This window comes from Pseudomonas sp. P5_109 (genome assembly GCF_034009455.1).
Classification (GTDB): Bacteria; Pseudomonadota; Gammaproteobacteria; order Pseudomonadales; family Pseudomonadaceae; genus Aquipseudomonas.
Genome location: NZ_CP125380.1, coordinates 1830476 through 1851871, shown reverse-complemented (window position 1 = coordinate 1851871; position 21396 = coordinate 1830476). Strand labels below are relative to the sequence as shown.

Below are 21396 nucleotides of genomic sequence, written 5' to 3'. Positions count from 1 at the left end.
GACGACCTTAGTCTTAGAACCACATGACAGATTCGCCAATTTCCAGCACACCATAAACAACTGTGGGAGCGGGCTTGCTCGCGAAGGGGCCATAACAGTCAACATTACTGTTGTCTGTTACACCGCCTTCGCGAGCAAGCCCGCTCCCACAAGTTAAAACGAGGCGACTGTTATTTAGTCCAGTCAGCCACACGCTCAGGGTGTTTGGCCACCCAATCCTTCGCCGCGGCTTCAGGCTTGGCACCGTCCTGAATCGCCAGCATCACCTGGCCGATTTCATCCTTGGATTCCCACTGGAAGTTCTTCAGGAACTTGGCCACTTCCGGTGCCTTGGCCTCCAGGCCTTTGCTGCCGATGCTGTTCACGGTCTCAGCCGCGCCGTATACGCCTTTCGGGTCTTCGAGGAAGCGCAGTTTCCACTTGGCGAACATCCAGTGCGGCACCCAGCCGGTCACTGCGATGGATTCGTTTTTCTTCTCGGCACGGGTCAGCTCGGCAATCATGCCGGCACCGGAACTGGCCTTGAGTTGATAACCGGTCAGGTCGTAATCCTTGATGGCCTGATCAGTCTTGAGCATCACACCTGAACCGGCGTCGATGCCGACGATGCGATTCTTGAAGCTGTCGTCGGTTTTCAGATCGTCGATGGACTTGGCTTTAACGTACTCCGGCACGATCAGGCCGATTTTCGCGTCCTTGAAGTTCGGGCCGTAATCGACGACCTGATCCTTGTTCTTCGCCCAGTAATCACCGTGGGTCACTGGCAGCCAGGCCGACAGCATGGCGTCGAGTTTGCCGGTGGCCACGCCTTGCCACATGATCCCGGTAGCGACCGCTTGCAGCTTCACGTCATAACCGAGTTTCTGTCTGATCACTTCTGCGGCCACGTTGGTCGTGGCGACACTGTCCGACCAGCCGTCGACATAACCGAGAGTCACTTCCTTTCCGGCGGCACTGGCCACGGTAGCACTGATCGCCAGCACCAAAGCGGCACCTGCGCCCAAGAGTCGTCGCATCTTCATCGTTACTTCCCCGAAAGTGCTGCGCTCGACGGATGCCGAGTCGCTTAAACGTATTGTTATGGTGCACAGCGCCCCCATCACGCCTTACCGCAAACTCGTGCGAACATCAGCGGAGTACTGACACGCCGATCATCAACCTGACGCTCTTGGCGACCTGCTCTGCCAGCGACCTCAAGCCATCGAGAAACGACATCAGAAAGCCATTAATCTTAAGCGCGACCAACGTACCGGAAATTCCGCCCGAACTTTGCATGTCAAAATCATGCAGGCCACCAAGCACAGGGTAAATGCAGGTAACATGCGCCGCTTTGCTCCCACACGGCCTGACCATGTCCGCGACATCCCGCTTCCCTTTTGCTGCTTATCTTTTCGCGTGCCTGCTGGGGCTGTTTGCCCTTGGCGGCTTCTGGTACGGCCTCGGTAAACCGGTGATTCTGCCGGATGTCGCCAGCGCCACGCACAAGCTGCAATGCGCCTCCTACACCCCATTCGATAAAGACCAATCGCCGTTCGATGTGCCATTCAACCTGCGTCCCGAGCGCATGGACGCCGACCTCGCGCTGCTGTCAAAAAGCTTCGAATGCATCCGCACCTATTCCATGACCGGCCTCGAAGCCTTGCCGGATCTGGCGCGCAAGCATGGCTTGAAGCTGATGATCGGCGCCTGGGTCAACAGCAACCCGGTGGACACGGAAAAAGAAGTCGACCTGCTGATTGCCTCGGCCAATGCCAACCCGGATGTGGTGAGTGCGGTAATCGTCGGCAACGAAACCCTATTGCGCAAGGAAGTCACCGGCACGCAATTGGCCAGGCTGATCAACAAGGTCAAGAGCCAGGTCAAGCAGCCTGTCACCTATGCCGACGTCTGGGAATTCTGGCTCAAGCATCCGGAAATCGCCCCCGCCGTGGATTTCCTGACCATTCACTTGCTGCCGTACTGGGAAGATGATCCGTCGAACATCGACGCCGCCCTGCAACATGTCGCCGAAGTACGCCAGGTGTTCGGCAACAAGTTCGCACCCAAGGACGTACTGATCGGCGAAACCGGCTGGCCCAGCGAAGGCCGCCAGCGCGAGACCGCCCTGCCGAGCCGGGTCAATGAAGCCAGGTTCATTCGCGGTTTTGTCGCCATGGCCGAGCAACATGGCTGGCACTACAACCTGATCGAAGCCTTCGACCAGCCCTGGAAACGCGCCAGTGAAGGTGCGGTCGGTGGTTACTGGGGACTGTTCGATGCCGATCGCCAGGACAAGGGCGTGCTGGCCGGGCCCGTGACAAACGTACCGTACTGGTCGCAATGGCTGGCGGTGGGTGGCCTGATCTTTATCGGCACCCTGCTGCTTGGCGGCCGGGTTCGCACGACGCGCGCGGCGCTGGTGCTGCCGCTGCTCGGCGCACTGGCGGCCTGCTCGATGGGTGCCTGGGGCGACTTGGCACGGGTCACCACACGCTTTACCAGTGAATGGCTATGGGTCGGGTTGCTGACCGCGTTGAATCTGCTGGTGCTGGCCCATGCAGCACTGACGTTGAGTCCGCGTAGTGGATGGCGTGGAAGGATTTTCAACTGGCTGGAACAGCGTGCGGGCTGGCTGGTTGCCACGGCAGGTTTCGCGGCGGCAGTGATGATGCTGGAACTGGTGTTCGATCCGCGTTATCGCAGCTTCCCGAGTGTCGCGTTCATCGTGCCGGCGCTGGTTTATCTGTGCCGCCCGGTGAATGTGCCGCGCCGCGAGATTGCCCTGCTGACCTTCATCATCGGTGCCGGCATTGCGCCGCAGTTGTTCCGTGAAGGTTTGCAGAACCAGCAGGCCTGGGGCTGGGCGCTGGTGAGCGGGTTGATGGTGGCGGCGTTGTGGCGTTGCCTGCGGGTTCGCAAGGCTTGATTTTGCATTGACCTGACTGGCCTCTTCGCGAGCAAGCCCGCTCCCACAGTAGATCTTCAGTGAACACAAAGTTTGTGTGCGACAAGGATCAAATGTGGGAGCGGGCTTGCTCGCGAAGACGGACTTTTAAACGCCGCGAGCCCCCCTGACCAACCGCAACCCCGCAATCACCACCGCAAACACCGCCAGCGTCGTGTTGTACAACGCCAACGCCGGAAACCCGAACACCAACGCCAACACCGCCAGCCACCACCCTGCCCGTCCCGGCACCACGAAGCCGAGGATTGCGGCCGCCAACGCAGCCCAGCCCAAAACCGCGAAGTGAATCATCAAGCCCAGGTTCGAACGCACCTGGCATTCCCAACGATTTGCCTCATCCACGCAAATGCCGACCCACTGCGCGTCCTCCATGAAGCCATAACGCGCGCCATAACTGGCGGCCAGCCATACAGGCAGCAAAACAAGCAGCAAAATCACGGGCAGGCGGCGAGACATGAAACACTCCAATTGGCGAAAAACGGCGGCCAGCTTAATCGCCAGAAAGCGTTTCGCAAGTGATAACAACTGTTAGCTGGTCATTCAATCGCCGCAAAGTGTATCGTCCAGCTACTATTACTTCGAAATCAAGCCTGTTTGGTGCCGTAGGTTGGCACTTAGGCGCATATCCGGTGGTCATAGCCTGCGAAATTCATCCGGCACCTTCTTCTAAGGGATTTAGTCATGCTCCGTTCCTTGCGCTTCGCCGCCCTGTTTGGCGGCCTTATATTGAGTGCGTCCGCACTGGCGGCCGACATTGACGCCGCCAGTTATGGCTACCCCCTGACCAACCCGTTCGAGGCGACCATCGCGACCACGCCGCCGGACCTGCGTCCGGAGTTGCCACTGGACGATGACATCGATCAGTCAGTGCGCAGCGTCACCTTGCGTCCGGAACGGGCGTTCGAGCTGCCGGACAATTTCTGGGCGGTGAAGAAACTCAATTACCTCATTGCCACGCAGGATCACGCCGCGCCGCTGATTTTCCTGATCGCCGGTACCGGTGCGCGCTACGACAGCACCCTGAACGAATACCTGAAGAAGCTCTATTACAAGGCCGGCTACCACGTGGTGCAGCTGTCATCGCCCACCAGCTATGACTTCATCAGCGCCGCATCACGCTTCGCCACGCCGGGCGTGTCCAAGGAAGACGCCGAAGACCTGTATCGGGTAATGCAGGCCGTGCGGGCACAAAACCCGAAATTGCCGGTCACCGATTACTACCTGACCGGGTACAGCCTGGGTGCACTGGATGCCGCTTTCGTCGCGCACCTGGACGAAACCCGCCGCAGCTTCAACTTCAAGAAAGTCCTGCTGCTCAACCCGCCGGTCAATCTGTACACCTCGATCAGCAACCTCGACAAGCTGGTCCAGACCGAGGTCAAGGGCATCAACAACAGCACCACCTTCTATGAACTGGTGTTGAACAAACTGACCCGTTACTTCCAGCAGAAAGGTTATATCGACCTCAACGACGCCCTGCTCTACGACTTCCAGCAGTCCAAACAGCACCTGACCAACGAGCAGATGGCGATGCTGATCGGCACGTCGTTCCGCTTTTCGGCGGCCGACATTGCCTTCACCTCGGACCTGATCAACCGTCGCGGCCTGATCACCCCTCCAAAATTCCCGATCACCGAGGGCACCAGCCTCACGCCATTCCTCAAGCGTGCGCTGCAATGCGACTTCGATTGCTACATCACCGAACAGGTCATCCCGATGTGGCGCGCCCGCACCGACGGCGGCAGCCTGCTGCAACTGATCGACCAGGTGAGCCTGTATGCACTGAAGGACTACCTGCACGAAAGCCCGAAAATCGCGGTCATGCACAACGCCGACGACGTCATCCTCGGCCCTGGTGACCTGGGCTTCCTGCGCAAGACCTTCGGTGATCGCCTGACCGTTTACCCGCACGGTGGCCACTGCGGCAACATTAACTACCGCGTCAACAGCGACGCCATGCTGGAGTTCTTCCGTGGCTAAATATCTCCTGCTTTTCGCAGCGTTACTCTGTGCAGGCGTCGCCCATGCCGACAACAGCAAAGCCAACGCCCCCGTGGTGGTCGACAGTGACGGCTTCAAGGAACCACTGAGCAAGCTCAAGTTCAACCCGGGCCTGGACCAGCGCGAGTTCGAGCGTTCGACCCTCAGCGCACTGGCCGTCTACGATCCGCTGGAAGAGTGGAACCGGCGCGTCTATCACTTCAACTACCGCTTCGACCAATGGGTGTTCCTGCCGGTGGTCAATGGCTATCGCTACGTCACCCCGAGCTTCCTGCGCACCGGTGTCAGCAACTTCTTCAACAACCTCGGCGACGTGCCGAACCTGTTGAACAGCCTGCTGCAACTCAAGGGCCAGCGCTCGCTGGAAACCACCGGCCGCCTGCTGCTCAACACCACCATCGGCATCGCCGGCCTGTGGGACCCGGCCACCGCCATGGGCCTGCCACGCCAGAGCGAAGACTTCGGCCAGACCCTGGGTTTCTACGGCGTGCCGGGCGGCGCTTACTTCGTCCTGCCGATCCTCGGTCCGTCGAACCTGCGTGACACCGGCGGCCTGTTGGTGGATTACACGGCCGAGAATGCGATCAACTTCCTCAACGTGGCCGAAGTCAGCTCCAACCATCCGGAAGTCTGGATCCTGCGCGGCATCGACAAGCGCAACCAGACCAGCTTCCGCTATGGCCAGATGAACTCGCCGTTCGAGTACGAGAAAGTGCGCTACGTGTACACCGAAGCGCGCAAGTTGCAGATAGCCGAGTAATTTCGGCTACGCAAAAAACATGTAGGAGTGAGCCTGCTCGCGAAAGCGGTGTGCCAGACAACCTTTTTGGTGACTGACACGACCTCTTCGCGAGCAAGCCCGCTCCCACATTTGTTATGTGTTGCCTTCAGCCTTTCAGGGCTTTCCAGATCTTGCTGGCCGCCATGACGCCCACCAACACCACCGCGCCTGCGACAATCCCCGCCACGCCATTGAGCAACACCGGCACGATAAATCCGCCACTGCCGGCCGCCGCGCCAACACTTTCGATCCAGTGATGCACCACCGGCACGCCGTGGGTCAGGATGCCGCCGCCGACCAGAAACATCGCCGCCGTGCCAATCACCGACAGGCTTTTCATCATGTACGGCGCAGCACGCAGGATGGCGCCACCGATGCTTTTCGCCATCTGCCCGGGTTTCTGCGTCAGCCAGAGCCCAAGGTCATCCAGCTTGACGATACCCGCTACCAGGCCATAGACGCCGACAGTCATGACGATTGCGATCCCCGACAGCACAATGACTTGCTGGCTCAATGGCGCACCGGCCACGGTACCGAGGGTGATGGCGATGATTTCTGCCGAAAGAATGAAGTCAGTGCGGATCGCGCCTTTGATCTTGTCCTTTTCAAACGCCACCAGATCAGTGGCAGGGTCAGCCACAGCCTCGACCAACTGCGCATGCTCGGCGGCGTCCTCAGCCTTGCTGTGCAGGAACTTGTGGGCGAGCTTTTCAAAGCCTTCGAAGCACAGATAGGCACCGCCGACCATCAACAGCGGCGTGACCAGCCACGGAACGAACGCACTGATCGCCAGCGCCGACGGCACCAGGATCAATTTATTGATGAACGAACCCTTGGCAACCGCCCAGACCACCGGGATTTCCCGCTCGGCCCGCACGCCGCTGACTTGCTGGGCATTGAGTGCCAGATCGTCACCGAGTACGCCGGCGGTTTTCTTGGCGGCCATTTTGGTCATCAACGACACGTCGTCCAGTACGGCGGCAATGTCGTCAATCAGCACCAGCAAACTGCTTCCTGCCATGAATCGGTTTTCCTTCTGCAATGAATGCGCAGCAGCATAGCGCGCCATCACGGGCTGCGGTGCATTCTTGAGCGCCGCGCGAGGCCGGTGATACCATGCGCAACCGCCAGAACAGGCAAGGAATCACCGGGTTTATGAGCACTATCCGCGAGCGCAACAAACAATTGATCCTGCGTGCCGCCAGTGAGGAGTTCGCCGACAAGGGCTTCGCTGCGACCAAAACCAGTGATATCGCAGCCAAGGCGGGATTGCCCAAGCCCAACGTCTACTACTACTTCAAATCCAAGGAAAACCTCTACCGCGAGGTCCTGGAAAGCATCATCGAGCCAATCCTGCAGGCTTCGACGCCATTCAATCCGGACGGCGAGCCCGGTGAAGTGCTCAGCGGCTACATTCGCTCGAAAATCCGCATCTCCCGCGACCTGCCCTTCGCCTCCAAGGTGTTCGCCAGCGAAATCATGCACGGCGCGCCCCACCTGAGCCGCGACCTGGTCGAACAGCTCAATGGCCAGGCCAAGCACAACATCGAGTGCATCCAGACCTGGATCGACCGCGGGCAAATCGCCCCTATCGACCCCAACCACCTGATGTTCAGCATCTGGGCCGCGACCCAGACCTACGCCGACTTCGACTGGCAGATCACGGCCATCACCGGCAAGGCCAAGCTGGATGAAGAGGATTATGAAGCGGCGGCGCAGACGATTATCCGGTTGGTGCTCAAGGGGTGTGAGGCGGGTTGATGGACCGCATCAAGGCCATTCGCGAGCAAGCCCGCTCCCACATTTGACCGGGTTTCGCCAGGAAGATAGAGATCAAATGTGGGAGCGGGCTTGCTCGCGAATGGGGCAACTCGATTCATTGATCAAACCCAGATCGCATCCCACAACGGATAGTCACCAAGCTTCTCGACCAGCCCTGCCCGCAATGGGTTAGCTACGACATATCGAGCCAGCTTCACCAGATCTTCATCTTTTCTCAGCGCACGGTCATGAAAACTCTGCTGCCAGAGACTCCCCGTTCTGCCAATTGCCCTGTTGATTGCACGAGTACTCAATGACTTGGTCTGACACATGAGTTGCGCCAGCGATCCTCTTTGCAATTGAATCAGCCAGTGAAAGTGATCCGGCATGACAACCCAAGCCAAGGTGTCAGCGAAACCTTCTTTCTGTGCTTGCATGAATTGATGAACGACCAGTCTGCCAAGGGTGCAATCCTTGAAAACAGGTTCCCGTTTCAGGGTATTGGCAGTCAGTAGGTAGATGCGGTTTTGTTCGGCATAGCGACCGATGCGCAGACGGTGTGAAGCGGACAACCCTGGCATTCCTTTGCCCTCTCTCATGTCGAAGTCATGGAAAGGCTAGCTCAGCGACTACAGGGTTATTGGGTAGACCTTTAGCTGGATGTGTCTGGGAGATCGCCTTCGCGAGCAAGCCCGCTCCCACATTGGATTCTTTGCGTACACAAATTTTGTGAACAACAGCGATCAACTGTGGGAGCGGGCTTGCTCGCGAAAGCGGTGGTTCAGTCAGCGCAAATCAAGCCGCTACCCCCGCATCCGCCACCAACCCCAACGCCTCGATGGCATTGATCGCGCACTGCTCATCAACATCCGACAGATCGCCGCTGATCCCCACCGCCCCCAGCACATTCCCGTCCTGATCGCGAACCAGCACACCACCCGGTGCCGGCACGACGCTGCCCTGCCCCAGGCTGTTCAATGCGGCGATGAACGCCGGGCGTTGCTGGGCGTCCAGTGCCAGCAGGCGTGAACCCTTGCCCAGCGCAATGGCGCCCCAGGCTTTGCCGATGGCGACGTGCGGGCGCAGCAGGCTGGCGCCGTCTTCGCGTTGCAGGGTGATCAGATGCCCGCCGGCATCCAGTACCGCAATGGTCAAGGGCGCCGCGGAAATTGCCCGCCCTGCGCTGATGGCCTCGTCGACCAGGTTGACTGCGACTTTCAAGGTTAAAGCGCTCATGGTGCCGTCCTCATTTTGTTTTTCGGAAAGTCGTTGGGCTGCGCCGTTGTGCCGCAGCCCGATGCAACAAATAGAACACAATGAATTATTTTTTTGTATACAATAATTCTCGAAAGGCGCCACATGCGACGAAAAGCCACAGTAGAACGGGCTTCCGACGAATGAAACAAGCGCTTGAGAAAATGGATTGACCTGCGCCGTCCGCCGTGAATACACTCTGCGCAAAGCCACTTGTATACAATTACAAAACGTAAAGAGGCACAAAACCATGAGCAAAATGAGAGCAATCGAAGCCGCCGTTCTGGTGATGCGCCGTGAAGGGGTTGATACCGCTTTTGGCATCCCGGGTGCAGCCATCAACCCGCTGTACAACGCCCTGCAAAAAGTCGGCGGCATCGATCACGTACTCGCTCGCCACGTTGAAGGCGCCTCGCACATGGCCGAGGGCTACACCCGCACCAAGGCCGGCAACATCGGCGTGTGCATCGGGACTTCCGGCCCTGCCGGCACCGACATGGTCACCGGGCTCTACAGCGCCTCGGCCGACTCGATTCCAATCCTCTGCATTACCGGCCAGGCACCCCGCGCCCGTATGCACAAGGAAGACTTCCAGGCTGTCGACATCACCAGCATCGTCAAGCCCGTCACCAAGTGGGCAACCACTGTCCTGGAGCCGGGCCAAGTGCCTTACGCGTTCCAGAAAGCTTTCTTTGAAATGCGCTCCGGTCGTCCAGGTCCAGTGCTGATCGACCTGCCGTTCGACGTGCAGATGGCCGAGATCGAATTCGACATCGACGCCTACCAGCCGCTGCCGTTGGCCAAGCCGACCGCTAGCCGCATCCAGGTCGAGAAGGCCCTGGCCTTGCTGGATCAGGCTGAGCGCCCATTGCTGGTAGCCGGTGGCGGCATCATCAATGCCGACGCCAGCGATCTGTTGGTGGAGTTCGCCGAGCTGACCGGCATTCCGGTTATCCCGACCCTGATGGGCTGGGGCACCATCCCGGACGATCACCCACTGATGGTGGGCATGGTTGGCTTGCAGACGTCGCACCGCTACGGCAACGCGACCATGCTGAAATCCGACGTGGTACTGGGCATCGGTAACCGTTGGGCCAACCGTCACACCGGTTCCGTTGACGTGTACACCGAAGGCCGCAAATTCATTCACGTCGACATCGAAGGCACTCAGATCGGCCGCGTGTTCACCCCGGACCTGGGCATCGTTTCCGACGCCGCTGCCGCGCTGACCGTGTTCATCGAAGTCGCTCGCGAATGGCAGGCCGCCGGCAAGCTGAAGAACCGCAGCGCCTGGCTGCAAGACTGCCAGCAGCGTAAAGCCAGCCTGCAGCGCAAGACTCACTTCGACAACGTGCCGGTCAAACCGCAACGCGTTTACGAAGAAATGAACCAGGTGTTCGGCAAAGACACCTGCTACGTCAGCACCATCGGTCTGTCGCAGATTGCCGGCGCGCAGTTCCTGCACGTCTACAAGCCGCGTCACTGGATCAACTGCGGCCAGGCCGGCCCGTTGGGTTGGACCATTCCGGCAGCGCTGGGCGTGGTCAAGGCTGATCCGGATCGTAAAGTCGTGGCCCTGTCGGGGGACTATGACTTCCAGTTCATGATCGAGGAATTGGCGGTGGGCGCGCAGTTCAAGCTGCCGTACATCCACGTCGTGGTGAACAACTCGTACCTGGGTCTGATCCGTCAGGCACAGCGCGGTTTCGACATGGACTACTGCGTACAGCTGTCCTTCGACAACCTCAACGCGCCGGAACTCAACGGTTACGGTGTCGACCACGTTGCAGTGGCCGAAGGCCTCGGTTGCAAGGCGCTGCGTGTGTTTGAACCGAGTCAGATCCAGCCTGCCCTGCGCAAGGCCCAGGAACTGATCGAAGAGTTCAAGGTGCCGGTGATCGTCGAGATCATCCTGGAGCGCGTGACCAACATTTCCATGGGCACCGAGATCAACGCCGTCAACGAATTCGAAGACCTGGCGCTGGTCGGCAACGACGCACCGACCGCGATTTCGTTGCTCGATTAACTGCTGACCGCGTCCCTTGCAGGAGCCGGCTTGCTGGCGATAGCGGTGTATCAATCGACATTGATGCGACTGACACAACGCCATCGCCAGCAAGCCGGCTCCTACAGGGGGCCTCACAAATTCACGGGAGACCACCATGCCGCGTTTCGCAGCCAACCTGTCCATGCTGTTCACCGAACAGGACTTTCTCGCCCGTTTCGAAGCGGCCGCCAAGGCCGGCTTCAGTGGTGTCGAATACCTGTTCCCGTACGACTTCAGCTCCGCCGAAATCAAGGCCACGCTCGACGCCAACGGTCTGACCCAAGTGCTGTTCAACCTGCCGGCCGGTGACTGGGCCAAGGGCGAGCGCGGTATCGCGTGCCTGCCGGACCGGGTCGAAGAGTTCCGTGCCGGTGTCGACCTGGCTATCGCTTACGCGCAAGTACTGGGCAACACCCAGGTCAACTGCCTGGCCGGTATTCGTCCGCAGGGCTTTGACGATGCCACCGTGGAGAAAACCTTCGTCGCCAACCTCAAGTACGCGGCCGACAAGCTGCAAGCGGCGGGCATCAAGCTGGTGATGGAAGCGATCAACACCCGTGACATTCCGGGCTTCTACCTGAACAACACGGCGCAAGCCCTGTCGATTCGCGAGCAGGTCGGCAGCGCCAACCTGTTCCTGCAATACGACATCTACCACATGCAAATCATGGAAGGCGATCTGGCCCGCACCCTGCAATCGCACCTGGGCGAGATCAACCATGTGCAGCTCGCGGACAACCCGGGGCGCAACGAACCAGGTACCGGTGAAATCAACTACCGCTTCCTGTTCGAACACCTGGACCGCATCGGTTACCAGGGCTGGGTCGGTTGCGAATACAAGCCGCTGACCACCACCGAAGCGGGCCTGGGCTGGTTGAAAACCCATAACGCGATCTAACACAAATCCCTGTGTAGGAGCCGGCTTGCTGGCGATGGAATCACCACGGTGTATCAGACAGTCCACATCGCCTGGATCGCCAGCAAGCCGGCTCCTACAAAAACAAATAAAACGAGGATTTTCTCATGGCTAAAATCGGATTTATCGGCACCGGCATCATGGGCCACCCAATGGCGTTGAACCTGCAGAAAGCCGGTCACAGCCTGTTCCTGTCGGCGCACCACGACGCCGCCCCTGCCGACCTGGTGGCCGGTGGCGCCGTCGCCCTGGCGAACCCGAAAGAAGTCGCCCAGGAAGCCGAATTCATCATCGTCATGGTGCCGGATACCCCGCAGGTCGATGACGTGCTGTTCCGTGCCGATGGCATTGCTGCCGGTGTTGGCAAAGGCAAAGTAGTGATCGACATGAGCTCGATCTCGCCGACCGCCACCAAGGCTTTCGCGGCAAAAATCAACGAAAAAGGCGCGCAGTACCTCGACGCCCCGGTATCCGGCGGTGAAGTCGGCGCCAAGGCCGCGACCCTGAGCATCATGGTCGGCGGCGATGCCGACGCATTCGAACGCGCCCTGCCGCTGTTCCAGGCCATGGGCAAGAACATCACCCTGGTCGGTGGCAACGGCGACGGTCAGACCGCCAAGGTGGCCAACCAGATCATCGTGGCCCTGAACATCCAGGCCGTGGCCGAAGCCCTGCTGTTCGCTTCGAAAAACGGTGCCGATCCAGCCAAGGTGCGTGAAGCACTGATGGGCGGCTTCGCGTCCTCGAAGATCCTCGAAGTGCACGGCGAGCGCATGATCAAGGGCACCTTCGATCCAGGTTTCCGCATCAGCCTGCACCAGAAGGACCTGAACCTGGCCCTGCAAGGCGCCAAGGAGCTGAACATCAACCTGCCGAACACCGCCAACACCCAACAAGTGTTCAGCACCTGCGCGGCCATCGGTGGCAGCAACTGGGACCACTCGGCGCTGATCAAGGGCCTGGAACACATGGCGAACTTCTCGATTCGCGACAAGAAGTAAGCCCTGCCCCACCCGCATCAAACCTGTGGGAGCAAGACTGTGGCGAGGGGGCTTGCCCCCGCTGGGCTGCGAAGCGGCCCCAAAATCTCTTGAACACCAAAGATTTTGTGAGTGCTGCGCACTCAAACGGGGGCAAGCCCCCTCGCCACACAACCCCGCTCCCACAGGAACCCGAGTTGCCCTTCAAATAACAAGAATTCCGGGAGCCCGCCATGTCGGTCGATCCGCAACAATTGCTGCGCGAGCTGTTTGCCACAGCCATCGACGCGGCGCATCCGCAACAAGTCCTCGAAGCCCATCTGCCTGCCGACCGCAGCGGTCGCGTGATCGTCATCGGTGCCGGCAAAGCCGCCGCCGCCATGGCCCAGGTGGTCGAGCGTTGCTGGCAGGGTGAAGTCACAGGCCTCGTGGTGACCCGTTACGGTCACGGCGCACCTTGCGAAAAAATCGAAGTGGTCGAAGCCGCGCATCCGGTACCGGACGCCGCCGGCCTGGCCGTGGCCAAGCGTGTGCTGGAGCTGGTCAGCGACCTCAGCGAAAACGACCGCGTGATCTTCCTGCTCTCCGGCGGCGGCTCTGCCCTGCTCGCACTGCCGGCCGAAGGCATCACCCTGGCCGACAAACAGTCGATCAACAAAGCCCTGCTCAAGTCTGGCGCAACCATTGGCGAGATGAACTGCGTGCGCAAGCACCTCTCGGCAATTAAGGGCGGTCGCCTGGGCAAAGCCTGCTGGCCGGCCACTGTCTACACCTATGCGATTTCCGATGTGCCGGGCGACCTCGCCACGGTCATCGCCTCCGGCCCTACCGTGGCCGACCCGAGCACCTCGGCCGAAGCCCTGGCGATCCTCAAGCGCTACGCCATCGAAGTTCCGGTCTCGGTGCGCAACTGGCTGCAAAGCCCCGAGTCGGAGACCGTCAAACCCGGTGATCCGAGCCTGGCCCGCAGTCATTTCCAGTTGATCGCCCGCCCGCAGCAATCCCTTGAAGCGGCGGCGGTGAAATGCCGTCAGGCCGGGTTCAGTCCGCTGATCCTCGGTGACCTGGAAGGCGAATCCCGCGAGGTGGCGAAAGTCCACGCCGGCATCGCACGACAAATCGTCCTGCACGGCCAGCCACTGGCGGCCCCCTGCGTGATCCTCTCGGGTGGTGAAACCACCGTGACCGTACGCGGCAATGGCCGTGGCGGGCGCAACGCCGAGTTCCTGCTGAGCTTGACCGACAGCCTCAAGGGCCTGCCTGGCGTCTACGCGCTGGCCGGCGACACCGATGGCATCGACGGCTCCGAAGACAACGCCGGCGCGATCATGACCCCGGACAGCTACGCCCGCGCCGCCGCGCTGGGTTTGAGCGCCAGCGACGAGTTGGACAACAACAATGGCTACGGCTACTTCGAGGCGCTCGACGCGCTGATCGTCACCGAGCCGACCCGTACCAACGTCAACGACTTCCGCGCCATTCTGATCCTTGAGAGCACTAAACATGACGCCTGATAAAAAGGTCAAAATCCTCGCCACCCTGGGTCCTGCCATCGACGGCATCGACGACATCCGTGAGCTGGTGCTGGCCGGGGTCAACATCTTCCGACTGAACTTCAGCCATGGCGATCACGCCGACCACGCCCAGCGTTTTCAGTGGATCCGTGAAGTCGAGCGCCAGCTCAATTATCCATTGGGCATTCTGATGGACCTGCAAGGCCCGAAACTGCGGGTTGGCAAGTTCGCCGAAGGCAAAGTGCAACTGGTCCGCGGCCAGGCCTTGCGCCTGGACCTGGATGCGACGCCGGGCGATGAGCGCCGGGTCAACCTGCCGCATCCGGAAATCATCGCCGCCCTGGAGCCGGGCATGGACCTGCTGCTGGACGACGGCAAATTGCGCCTGCGGGTAGTGACCAAGTACGCCGACGCCATCGACACCACCGTGCTCAATGGCGGCGAACTGTCGGACCGCAAAGGCGTGAACGTGCCGCAAGCGGTGCTCGACCTGAGCCCGCTGACCGCCAAGGATCGCCGCGACCTGACCTTCGGCCTGGAGCTGGGTGTGGACTGGGTGGCGCTGTCGTTCGTGCAACGTCCGGATGACATCCGCGAAGCCCGCACCCTGATCGGTGACAAGGCGTTCCTGATGGCCAAGATCGAGAAGCCGTCGGCCGTTGAGCAACTGCGCGAGATCGCCGAATTGAGCGACGCGATCATGGTCGCCCGTGGTGACCTGGGCGTGGAAGTGCCGGCCGAAAGCGTGCCGCAGATTCAGAAGAACATCATTAGCACCTGCCGCCAGCTCGGTAAGCCGGTGGTGGTGGCGACGCAGATGCTCGAGTCGATGCGCTTCTCACCGGCGCCAACCCGCGCCGAGGTAACCGATGTCGCCAACGCGGTGGCCGAAGGTGCGGACGCGGTGATGCTGTCGGCGGAAACCGCGTCCGGCGAGTACCCGCTCGAAGCCGTGCAGATGATGAGCAAGATCATCCGCCAGGTGGAAAACGGTCCGGACTACCAGACTCAACTCGACGTCAGCCGGCCGAAGGCCGAGGCGACTGTTTCCGATGCGATCAGCTGCGCCATTCGCCGCATCAGCAACGTGCTGCCGGTGGCGGTGCTGGTGAACTACAGCGAGTCGGGCACGTCGAGCCTGCGGGCTGCGCGAGAACGGCCGACCGTGCCAATCCTAAACCTGACGCCGAACCTGCAGACCGCTCGTCGCCTGACCGTGGCCTGGGGCGTGCACTCGGTGGTCAACGACCGCCTGCGCCAGGTCGACGAAGTCTGCTCCACGGCGCTGGAGATCGCCCAGGCCCAGGGCATGGCGCAGCGTGGCGACACGTTATTGATCACCGCCGGTGTGCCCTTTGGGCAGCCGGGATCGACTAACTCTTTGCGTATCGAGACGCTGATATAAAGAACAGCTTTTGTGGCGAGGGGGCTTGCCCCCGTTCGACTGCGTAGCAGTCGTCTTTCGGCATGACGGGTTCCACAGAGAAACCGCATTCACCGGATTTGGGGCCGCTTCGCGACCCAACGGGGGCAAGCCCCCTCGCCACAGACTTTTGCAAGACCATGGCTTTTCCTACTGCCCCCAGACCTCATCATGCCTGCCAACCATTTCAACACCCACTGCCCCGACTGGGCCGAAGCGATGCTCAACGGCTTCAGCCAGATCTTTCTCCAGCGCAATCCGCTGTGCGGCCTGCTGTGCCTGCTGGCCATTTTGTTCACCGCGCCCGCCCTGCTCGGCGGCGCCTTGCTCGGCGGTGTCGCCGGGTTGCTCACCGCGCAACGTCGCAACTATGCCAAGGCTGATCGTCAGGCCGGTCTATACAGCTACAACGGCGTGCTGCTCGGTCTGCTGCTGAGCCTGTACTTCCCTTGGTCGGCGATGATGCCGCCACTGATTCTGGCCGCCGGTGGCCTGAGCGCGATGATCACCCAGCAGTGGCTCAAGCGCGTCCGGTTCAGCCAATACCTGCCCGCCTACACCGCCCCCTTCGTTGGACTGGGCTGGTTGCTGCTGTGCTTCGCCACGCCCTCGACAGAGGCGCACTTGATCGAAGTCAGCACGCTGAACATGCTCGCCGCCCCCCTCAAAGGCATTGGCCAGGTGATGTTCCTGGGTCACCCACTGGCCGGTGCAATGATTGCCGCCGGTTTGCTGATTGCCGATCGCCGCGCCTTCTGCTGGGCAATGCTGGCGTCTGTCGCGGGCATGGGCTGGAGCCTGCTGCACCACGATTTCTACACCGCACTGCTGGGCCTCGGTGGCTACAACGCCGTACTGGCCGCCCTCGCCTTCAGTTCGCAGCGCCGCCAACCGTGGCTGCCGCTGGTTGGCATCGGCCTGGCATTGCTGCTGACGCCGGTGTTTGCCGCCATCGGCCTGCCCACGCTGACCGCACCGTTCATACTTGCCGGCTGGCTGATCCGCTGCGTTGTGCAAATGCTCGGCAAGGCTGCAGTCGAAAGCGCGCCTTGCGCTACCGGGGAGAATCAACCTAGGCTGCGCTGATCATTGAGTCAGGCGTTACCCATGGACAGCAGCAAACACTGGCGTGAAGACCTTTACGTCATGATTTTCCAGACCGACACCCAGGCGGGTCGGCGCTTCGACGGCATCCTGCTGTTGATCATCCTCGCCAGCCTGGTGATCGTGATGCTCGATAGCATCGACAGCATTCACCGCAACTACGCCGATGTACTCGCCTATATCGAGTGGGGTTTCACGGTGATCTTCCTCGGCGAGTACATCCTGCGCCTGTACTGCTCGCCCAAGCCCCTGCGCTATGCCTTCAGTTTCTATGGGCTGGTGGACCTGCTGGCCATCGTGCCCGGCATCCTCGCGCTGTATTACGCCGATGCGCAGTACCTGTTGATCATCCGCATCATCCGGATGCTGCGGATTTTCCGCGTACTCAAGCTCAGCCCGTACCTCAAGCAAGCCAATTACCTGATGTCGGCGTTGCGCGGCAGCAAGCAGAAGATCGTGGTATTCCTGGTCAGCGTCTGCACCCTGGTAACGGTGTTCGGCACGCTCATGTATGTGATCGAAGGCCCGGAACACGGCTTCACCAGCATTCCCAAGGGCATCTATTGGGCAATCGTGACCCTGACTACCGTAGGCTTCGGCGACATCGTGCCGAAAACGCCGCTGGGCCAGGTGGTTTCGTCGCTGGTGATGATCACCGGTTACTCGATCATCGCCGTGCCAACCGGGATTTTCACCGCTGAACTGGCCAACGCCATGCGCGGCGATCAGCTTCAACACGACTGCCCGGTGTGCAAGAAAAACAGCCACGAACACGGCGCCGCGTTCTGCTCCCGTTGCGGCAACGCGCTGTTCAAAAAACTGGAATAAGCAAAGAGCTTTTTAATCTTTAAAGGACTATGCGAGCCCAGTTATAGTCGCTGGCAAAATGCCCCATCTTTTAAATAGAACAAGGATTGCGCAGTGAAAAAACTCTTTGGCGCCTCTTTTCTGGCCGCTGGCCTGGCACTGACCAGCATGGCTCAAGCCGCACCGACCCTGCTCAACGTTTCCTACGACGTGATGCGCGATTTCTACAAGGACTACAACACTGCGTTCCAGAAACACTGGCAAGCCGAGCACAACGAAAACATCACCCTGCAGATGTCCTTCGGCGGCTCCAGCAAACAGGCGCGCTCGGTGATCGACGGCCTGCCGGCTGACGTGATCACCATGAACATGGCCACCGACATCAACGCCCTGGCGGACAATGGCAAACTGGTGCCGGACAACTGGGTCACGCGCCTGCCGAACAACAGCGCGCCGTTCACTTCGGCCACGGTGTTCATCGTGCGCAAGGGCAACCCGAAAGCCCTGAAAGACTGGCCGGACCTGCTCAAGGACGGCGTCCAGGTCATCGTCCCGAACCCGAAGACCTCCGGTAACGGCCGCTACACCTACCTCTCGGCCTGGGGCTACGTGCTGAAAAACGGCGGTGACGAGAACAAAGCGAAGGAATTCGTCGGCAAGCTGTTCAAGCAAGCGCCGGTACTCGACACCGGTGGCCGTGCCGCGACCACCACCTTCATGACCAACCAGATCGGTGACGTGCTGGTGACCTTCGAGAACGAAGCGGAAATGATCGCCCGCGAGTTCGGCCGTGATCAGTTCGAAGTCATCTACCCAAGCGTTTCCGCCGAAGCCGAGCCACCGGTATCGGTGGTCGACAAGACCGTCGACAAGAAAGGCACCCGCGCCGCCGCCGAGGAATACCTGAAGTACCTGTGGTCGCCGGAAGGCCAGGAGATTGCCGCGGCGAACTACCTGCGCCCGCGTGACCCGGCCGTGCTGGCCAAGTACACCGACCGCTTCCCGAAAGTGGACTTCCTGTCGGTCGAAAAGACCTTCGGTGACTGGCGCACCGTGCAGAAGACCCACTTCAATGATGGTGGGGTTTTCGACCAGATCTACAGCGGTCAGTAATCGCCTGAACACTGCAACTCCTGTGGGAGCGGGCTTGCTCGCGAAAGCGGCGTAACAGTCGACATAAATGTTGAATGTGATGCCCTCTTCGCGAGCAAGCCCGCTCCCACAGTTTTTTCGCCTGCTGTTTCAGCTCAGATTTCCGCAGAAAATGGCCTGGTGACCGTCAGCCGGGCTCTCACGCACCACCAAGGCGTAGCCGCCGGCTCGAAGGGTCTCGACGGCGACTGGTGCGCTCTTCCAGAAATACTGGTGCGAGGCCGCAGAATAGAACCGCGCATTGGGTCCGTCGTTCATGTCATAGGCCGGTTTCGCACCCAGGTTCTCGCAGCTGCCCGGATAGATGTAAGCCATCAAGCGGCCCGGCAGCGCGCTGCCCATGGGCTCGCCACTGAGCGCAAACCAGAACACGGTGTCATGCCCACTGGGCATCATGATCGGCCGGCCAATATTTCCGGCATTGATCGAGGTGCCATTCAGGGGAACGTTGGTGACTTGGCTGTCAGGCACTGTCGAGCAGCCACAGAGCCCGCCGACCGCTACGACTAACGCCAGCGACGATACGATTTTCATCGTGATACTCCCGCTTGTAAGGACACATTGAAGTGATCCCCCCTGTAGATTCTAGCTGTCGGGGCCATGCGGGTTTTTCTTCGGATGGCCGGTTGCCACATGCCGGCTACATCGGCGGCGTCACGCCATCCTTGCCCGCCGAGATGGACTGGGCGGTGAGCGTGCCGTCAGCACTCTGCGTCACAAAGGTGACGATCTTCACGCCGACCTTCAACAGGCTGCGATCGGCCGGCACCAGATTGACGATGGGGACGTCTTCGGGCACCAGGATCTTCTGTTGGCCGCCCTTGTAGTTGACGGTCAGCACCCGACCATTGCTCACCACCAGGTCGCCGACGCTGCCGTTGGTCATGCTGCTGCCCTTGACCAGGTCAAACGGCCGATGACCGTCGCCACTGCCGGCCAGTTCCGGCGGAAAAACGTGGACCTCCAGGGCCTTGAGGGTGCCATCTTCCTGGGGAATGGCCGCGGAGCCAATGTAGCTGCCGGGTTTGATGTCTTCGATGTTGGCCAGGGTCACGGCACGGACCTTGGTGTCCCGGGTCAGGTTGATCACCAGGTTGTCACCGCTGTTGGCATGGACTTTCAGAACGTCCGCATTGACCCCGGTGATCTCGCCGCGCACGCCAATGCGCATACCCGGTGCATCCTCGGCCTGGACCAGCCCGGCGTTGAATACACTGATCAAGGTGGCGACTGAAACCCAGCGAATCAGCTGACGGAACTTCACATTCATGGAGCAGCCCTCCGGTTATGAGACATGGAGAGAGAACATAAGCACGCTATCGAAGCAGATGTAAGTGAATGTATCATTGACCCTTGATGTTCTGACGCAAGGCAGTTCGGCGGACGACACACGCGTCCGTCAATCATTCCGCAATGGAATGATCACTATCACTCCAATCCCGCTTCCGCCGATTCAGCCGGCCCATTAGCCTGCGCGCATTCCTTTCCGTACAGCGAGACCCGTTATGAACCCAGCAACCCAGGTGCCCCACGGCACCGCGACAATGACCCGAGGCATGGTGCTGCTGTTCGCCTTCTGCTGTGGCGCCATTGTCGCCAACATCTACTACGCCCAGCCGATCATCGGCCTGATCGCTCCGGATATCGGCCTGACCAACACCATGGCCAGCCTGATCGTGTCCCTGACCCAGATCGGCTATGCGCTGGGGCTGTTCTTCCTGGTGCCGCTGGGGGATCTGCTGGAAAACCGCCGGTTGATGATCATCACCACGCTGGTGGCAATCGCCAGCCTGCTGGGTGCGGCGTTTACCGATCAGCCGAACGTGTTTTTGCTGATTTCGCTGTTGGTGGGGTTCAGTTCGGTTTCGGTGCAGATCCTGATTCCGCTGGCCGCGCACCTGGCGCCGGAAGAGACCCGTGGCCGTGTGGTGGGCGGGATCATGGGCGGTTTGCTGCTCGGTATTCTGCTGGCTCGTCCGGTGTCCAGCGTGGTAGCCGACCACTTCGGCTGGCGGGCGATGTTCATGATTGCCGCCGTGTTGATGGCAGCCATCAGCATTGTGCTGGCCGTGACCATACCCAAGCGCGAGCCTGATCACAGTGCCTCCTATGGCCAGTTGCTGGGCTCGTTGTGGACGCTGTTGCGCCAACAACCGGTGCTGCGCCAGCGTGCCTTTTACCAAGGCTGCATGTTTGCCACTTTCAGCCTGTTCTGGACTGCCGTACCGCTGGAACTGGCGCGCAATCACGGTTTGTCGCAAAGCGAGATTGCGATCTTCGCGCTGGTGGGCGCCATCGGCGCCATTGCCGCGCCCATCGCCGGACGCCTGGCCGATGCCGGCCATACCCGCATCGCTTCGTTGCTGGCGCTGCTGTTCGCCAGCCTGAGTTTTTTGCCGGCATTTATCCATCCGGTGTACAGCGTCATCGGCCTGGCGGTGACCGGCGTGGTGCTCGACTTCTGCGTGCAGATGAACATGGTCCTCGGCCAGCGCGCGGTCTACGCCCTCGATGGCAAAAGCCGCAGCCGCCTGAATGCGCTGTACATGACCAGCATCTTCATCGGCGGTGCCTTCGGCTCTTCGGTGGCCAGCGCTGTGTACGAACACGGCGGCTGGTTGTGGATCGTGATCGTCGGCAGCGCGTTTCCGCTGCTGGCGTTGCTGCGGTTCCTGAGTGTTTCGCAGAAGGGTTCGCTGGCGACGGCTTAGT

The 21396-nt window shown here is 60.4% G+C and carries 20 protein-coding genes; 13 read left to right on the top strand and 7 right to left on the bottom strand.

Annotated features, from left to right (window positions below):
- Positions 1-170 precede the first annotated feature (170 nt).
- Complete coding sequence (locus QMK54_RS08280; RefSeq protein ID WP_110662591.1) at positions 171-1022, bottom strand: glycine betaine ABC transporter substrate-binding protein; 852 nt, start codon at positions 1020-1022, stop codon at positions 171-173.
- A 287-nt stretch (positions 1023-1309) separates the two neighbouring features.
- Between QMK54_RS08280 and QMK54_RS08275 the strand changes: the two genes are divergently transcribed.
- Positions 1310-2905, top strand: a complete 1596-nt coding sequence (locus QMK54_RS08275; RefSeq protein ID WP_223595112.1) for a beta (1-6) glucans synthase — start codon at positions 1310-1312, stop codon at positions 2903-2905.
- A gap of 126 nt (positions 2906-3031) precedes the next feature.
- Here the strand turns inward: QMK54_RS08275 and QMK54_RS08270 are convergent, their stop codons facing one another.
- Positions 3032-3400 (bottom strand): hypothetical protein, encoded by a 369-nt coding sequence (locus QMK54_RS08270; protein ID WP_320402330.1) that lies wholly within the window; start codon positions 3398-3400, stop codon positions 3032-3034.
- Positions 3401-3625: 225 nt separating this feature from the next.
- Here QMK54_RS08270 and QMK54_RS08265 point away from each other — a divergent pair, with 225 nt between their 5' ends.
- Together QMK54_RS08265 and QMK54_RS08260 are read left to right on the top strand one after the other, a co-directional pair.
- Entirely contained in the window at positions 3626-4924 is a 1299-nt protein-coding gene (locus QMK54_RS08265) for a serine/threonine protein kinase (protein ID WP_110662764.1), read from the top strand.
- A complete protein-coding gene (locus QMK54_RS08260; RefSeq protein ID WP_223595117.1) occupies positions 4917-5705 on the top strand; it encodes a VacJ family lipoprotein in 789 nt (262 codons plus the stop codon). The genes QMK54_RS08265 and QMK54_RS08260 overlap by 8 nt, the downstream gene beginning before the upstream one ends.
- A gap of 127 nt (positions 5706-5832) precedes the next feature.
- On the opposite strand, the gene QMK54_RS08255 is transcribed toward QMK54_RS08260, so the two are convergent.
- Positions 5833-6747 carry a DUF808 domain-containing protein gene (locus QMK54_RS08255; protein WP_223595120.1) on the bottom strand — a complete coding sequence of 305 codons (915 nt, stop codon included), beginning with the start codon at positions 6745-6747 and terminating at the stop codon, positions 5833-5835.
- A gap of 134 nt (positions 6748-6881) precedes the next feature.
- Here QMK54_RS08255 and QMK54_RS08250 point away from each other — a divergent pair, with 134 nt between their 5' ends.
- Positions 6882-7487, top strand: coding sequence for a TetR/AcrR family transcriptional regulator (locus QMK54_RS08250; protein WP_110661304.1), 606 nt, complete (start codon positions 6882-6884; stop codon positions 7485-7487).
- 122 nt (positions 7488-7609) lie between these two features.
- On the opposite strand, the gene QMK54_RS08245 is transcribed toward QMK54_RS08250, so the two are convergent.
- Both QMK54_RS08245 and QMK54_RS08240 read right to left on the bottom strand, forming a co-directional pair.
- Positions 7610-8068, bottom strand: a complete 459-nt coding sequence (locus QMK54_RS08245; protein ID WP_320402896.1) for an REP-associated tyrosine transposase — start codon at positions 8066-8068, stop codon at positions 7610-7612.
- A 214-nt stretch (positions 8069-8282) separates the two neighbouring features.
- Positions 8283-8723: a GlcG/HbpS family heme-binding protein gene (locus tag QMK54_RS08240; protein ID WP_110661306.1), complete on the bottom strand. Its 441-nt coding sequence runs from the start codon at positions 8721-8723 to the stop codon at positions 8283-8285.
- 268 nt (positions 8724-8991) lie between these two features.
- Between QMK54_RS08240 and gcl the strand changes: the two genes are divergently transcribed.
- From gcl to QMK54_RS08200, 8 genes are all read left to right on the top strand, one after another.
- Entirely contained in the window at positions 8992-10767 is a 1776-nt protein-coding gene (gene gcl / locus QMK54_RS08235) for a glyoxylate carboligase (RefSeq protein ID WP_223595122.1), read from the top strand.
- A 136-nt stretch (positions 10768-10903) separates the two neighbouring features.
- Positions 10904-11686, top strand: coding sequence for a hydroxypyruvate isomerase (gene hyi, locus QMK54_RS08230; protein ID WP_160388288.1), 783 nt, complete (start codon positions 10904-10906; stop codon positions 11684-11686).
- Between the two features lie 125 nt (positions 11687-11811).
- On the top strand, positions 11812-12705 hold the full coding sequence (locus QMK54_RS08225; RefSeq protein WP_320402329.1) for a 2-hydroxy-3-oxopropionate reductase: 894 nt from the start codon (positions 11812-11814) through the stop codon (positions 12703-12705).
- A gap of 212 nt (positions 12706-12917) precedes the next feature.
- Positions 12918-14198, top strand: a complete 1281-nt coding sequence (locus QMK54_RS08220; protein ID WP_223595134.1) for a glycerate kinase — start codon at positions 12918-12920, stop codon at positions 14196-14198.
- Complete coding sequence (gene pyk, locus QMK54_RS08215) at positions 14188-15603, top strand: pyruvate kinase (RefSeq protein ID WP_110662678.1); 1416 nt, start codon at positions 14188-14190, stop codon at positions 15601-15603. The genes QMK54_RS08220 and pyk overlap by 11 nt, the downstream gene beginning before the upstream one ends.
- Positions 15604-15792: 189 nt before the next feature.
- Positions 15793-16707 (top strand): urea transporter, encoded by a 915-nt coding sequence (locus QMK54_RS08210; RefSeq protein WP_110661792.1) that lies wholly within the window; start codon positions 15793-15795, stop codon positions 16705-16707.
- A 21-nt stretch (positions 16708-16728) separates the two neighbouring features.
- Complete coding sequence (locus tag QMK54_RS08205; protein ID WP_320402328.1) at positions 16729-17553, top strand: ion transporter; 825 nt, start codon at positions 16729-16731, stop codon at positions 17551-17553.
- Between the two features lie 93 nt (positions 17554-17646).
- Positions 17647-18645: a sulfate ABC transporter substrate-binding protein gene (locus tag QMK54_RS08200; RefSeq protein WP_320402327.1), complete on the top strand. Its 999-nt coding sequence runs from the start codon at positions 17647-17649 to the stop codon at positions 18643-18645.
- Between the two features lie 129 nt (positions 18646-18774).
- Here QMK54_RS08200 and QMK54_RS08195 read toward each other — a convergent pair whose 3' ends face one another.
- Together QMK54_RS08195 and QMK54_RS08190 are read right to left on the bottom strand one after the other, a co-directional pair.
- Positions 18775-19218 carry a hypothetical protein gene (locus QMK54_RS08195; RefSeq protein ID WP_320402326.1) on the bottom strand — a complete coding sequence of 148 codons (444 nt, stop codon included), beginning with the start codon at positions 19216-19218 and terminating at the stop codon, positions 18775-18777.
- A 106-nt stretch (positions 19219-19324) separates the two neighbouring features.
- Complete coding sequence (locus QMK54_RS08190) at positions 19325-19954, bottom strand: hypothetical protein (RefSeq protein ID WP_110661796.1); 630 nt, start codon at positions 19952-19954, stop codon at positions 19325-19327.
- Positions 19955-20189: 235 nt separating this feature from the next.
- Between QMK54_RS08190 and QMK54_RS08185 the strand changes: the two genes are divergently transcribed.
- On the top strand, positions 20190-21395 hold the full coding sequence (locus tag QMK54_RS08185; protein ID WP_223595140.1) for an MFS transporter: 1206 nt from the start codon (positions 20190-20192) through the stop codon (positions 21393-21395).
- Position 21396 lies beyond the last annotated feature (1 nt).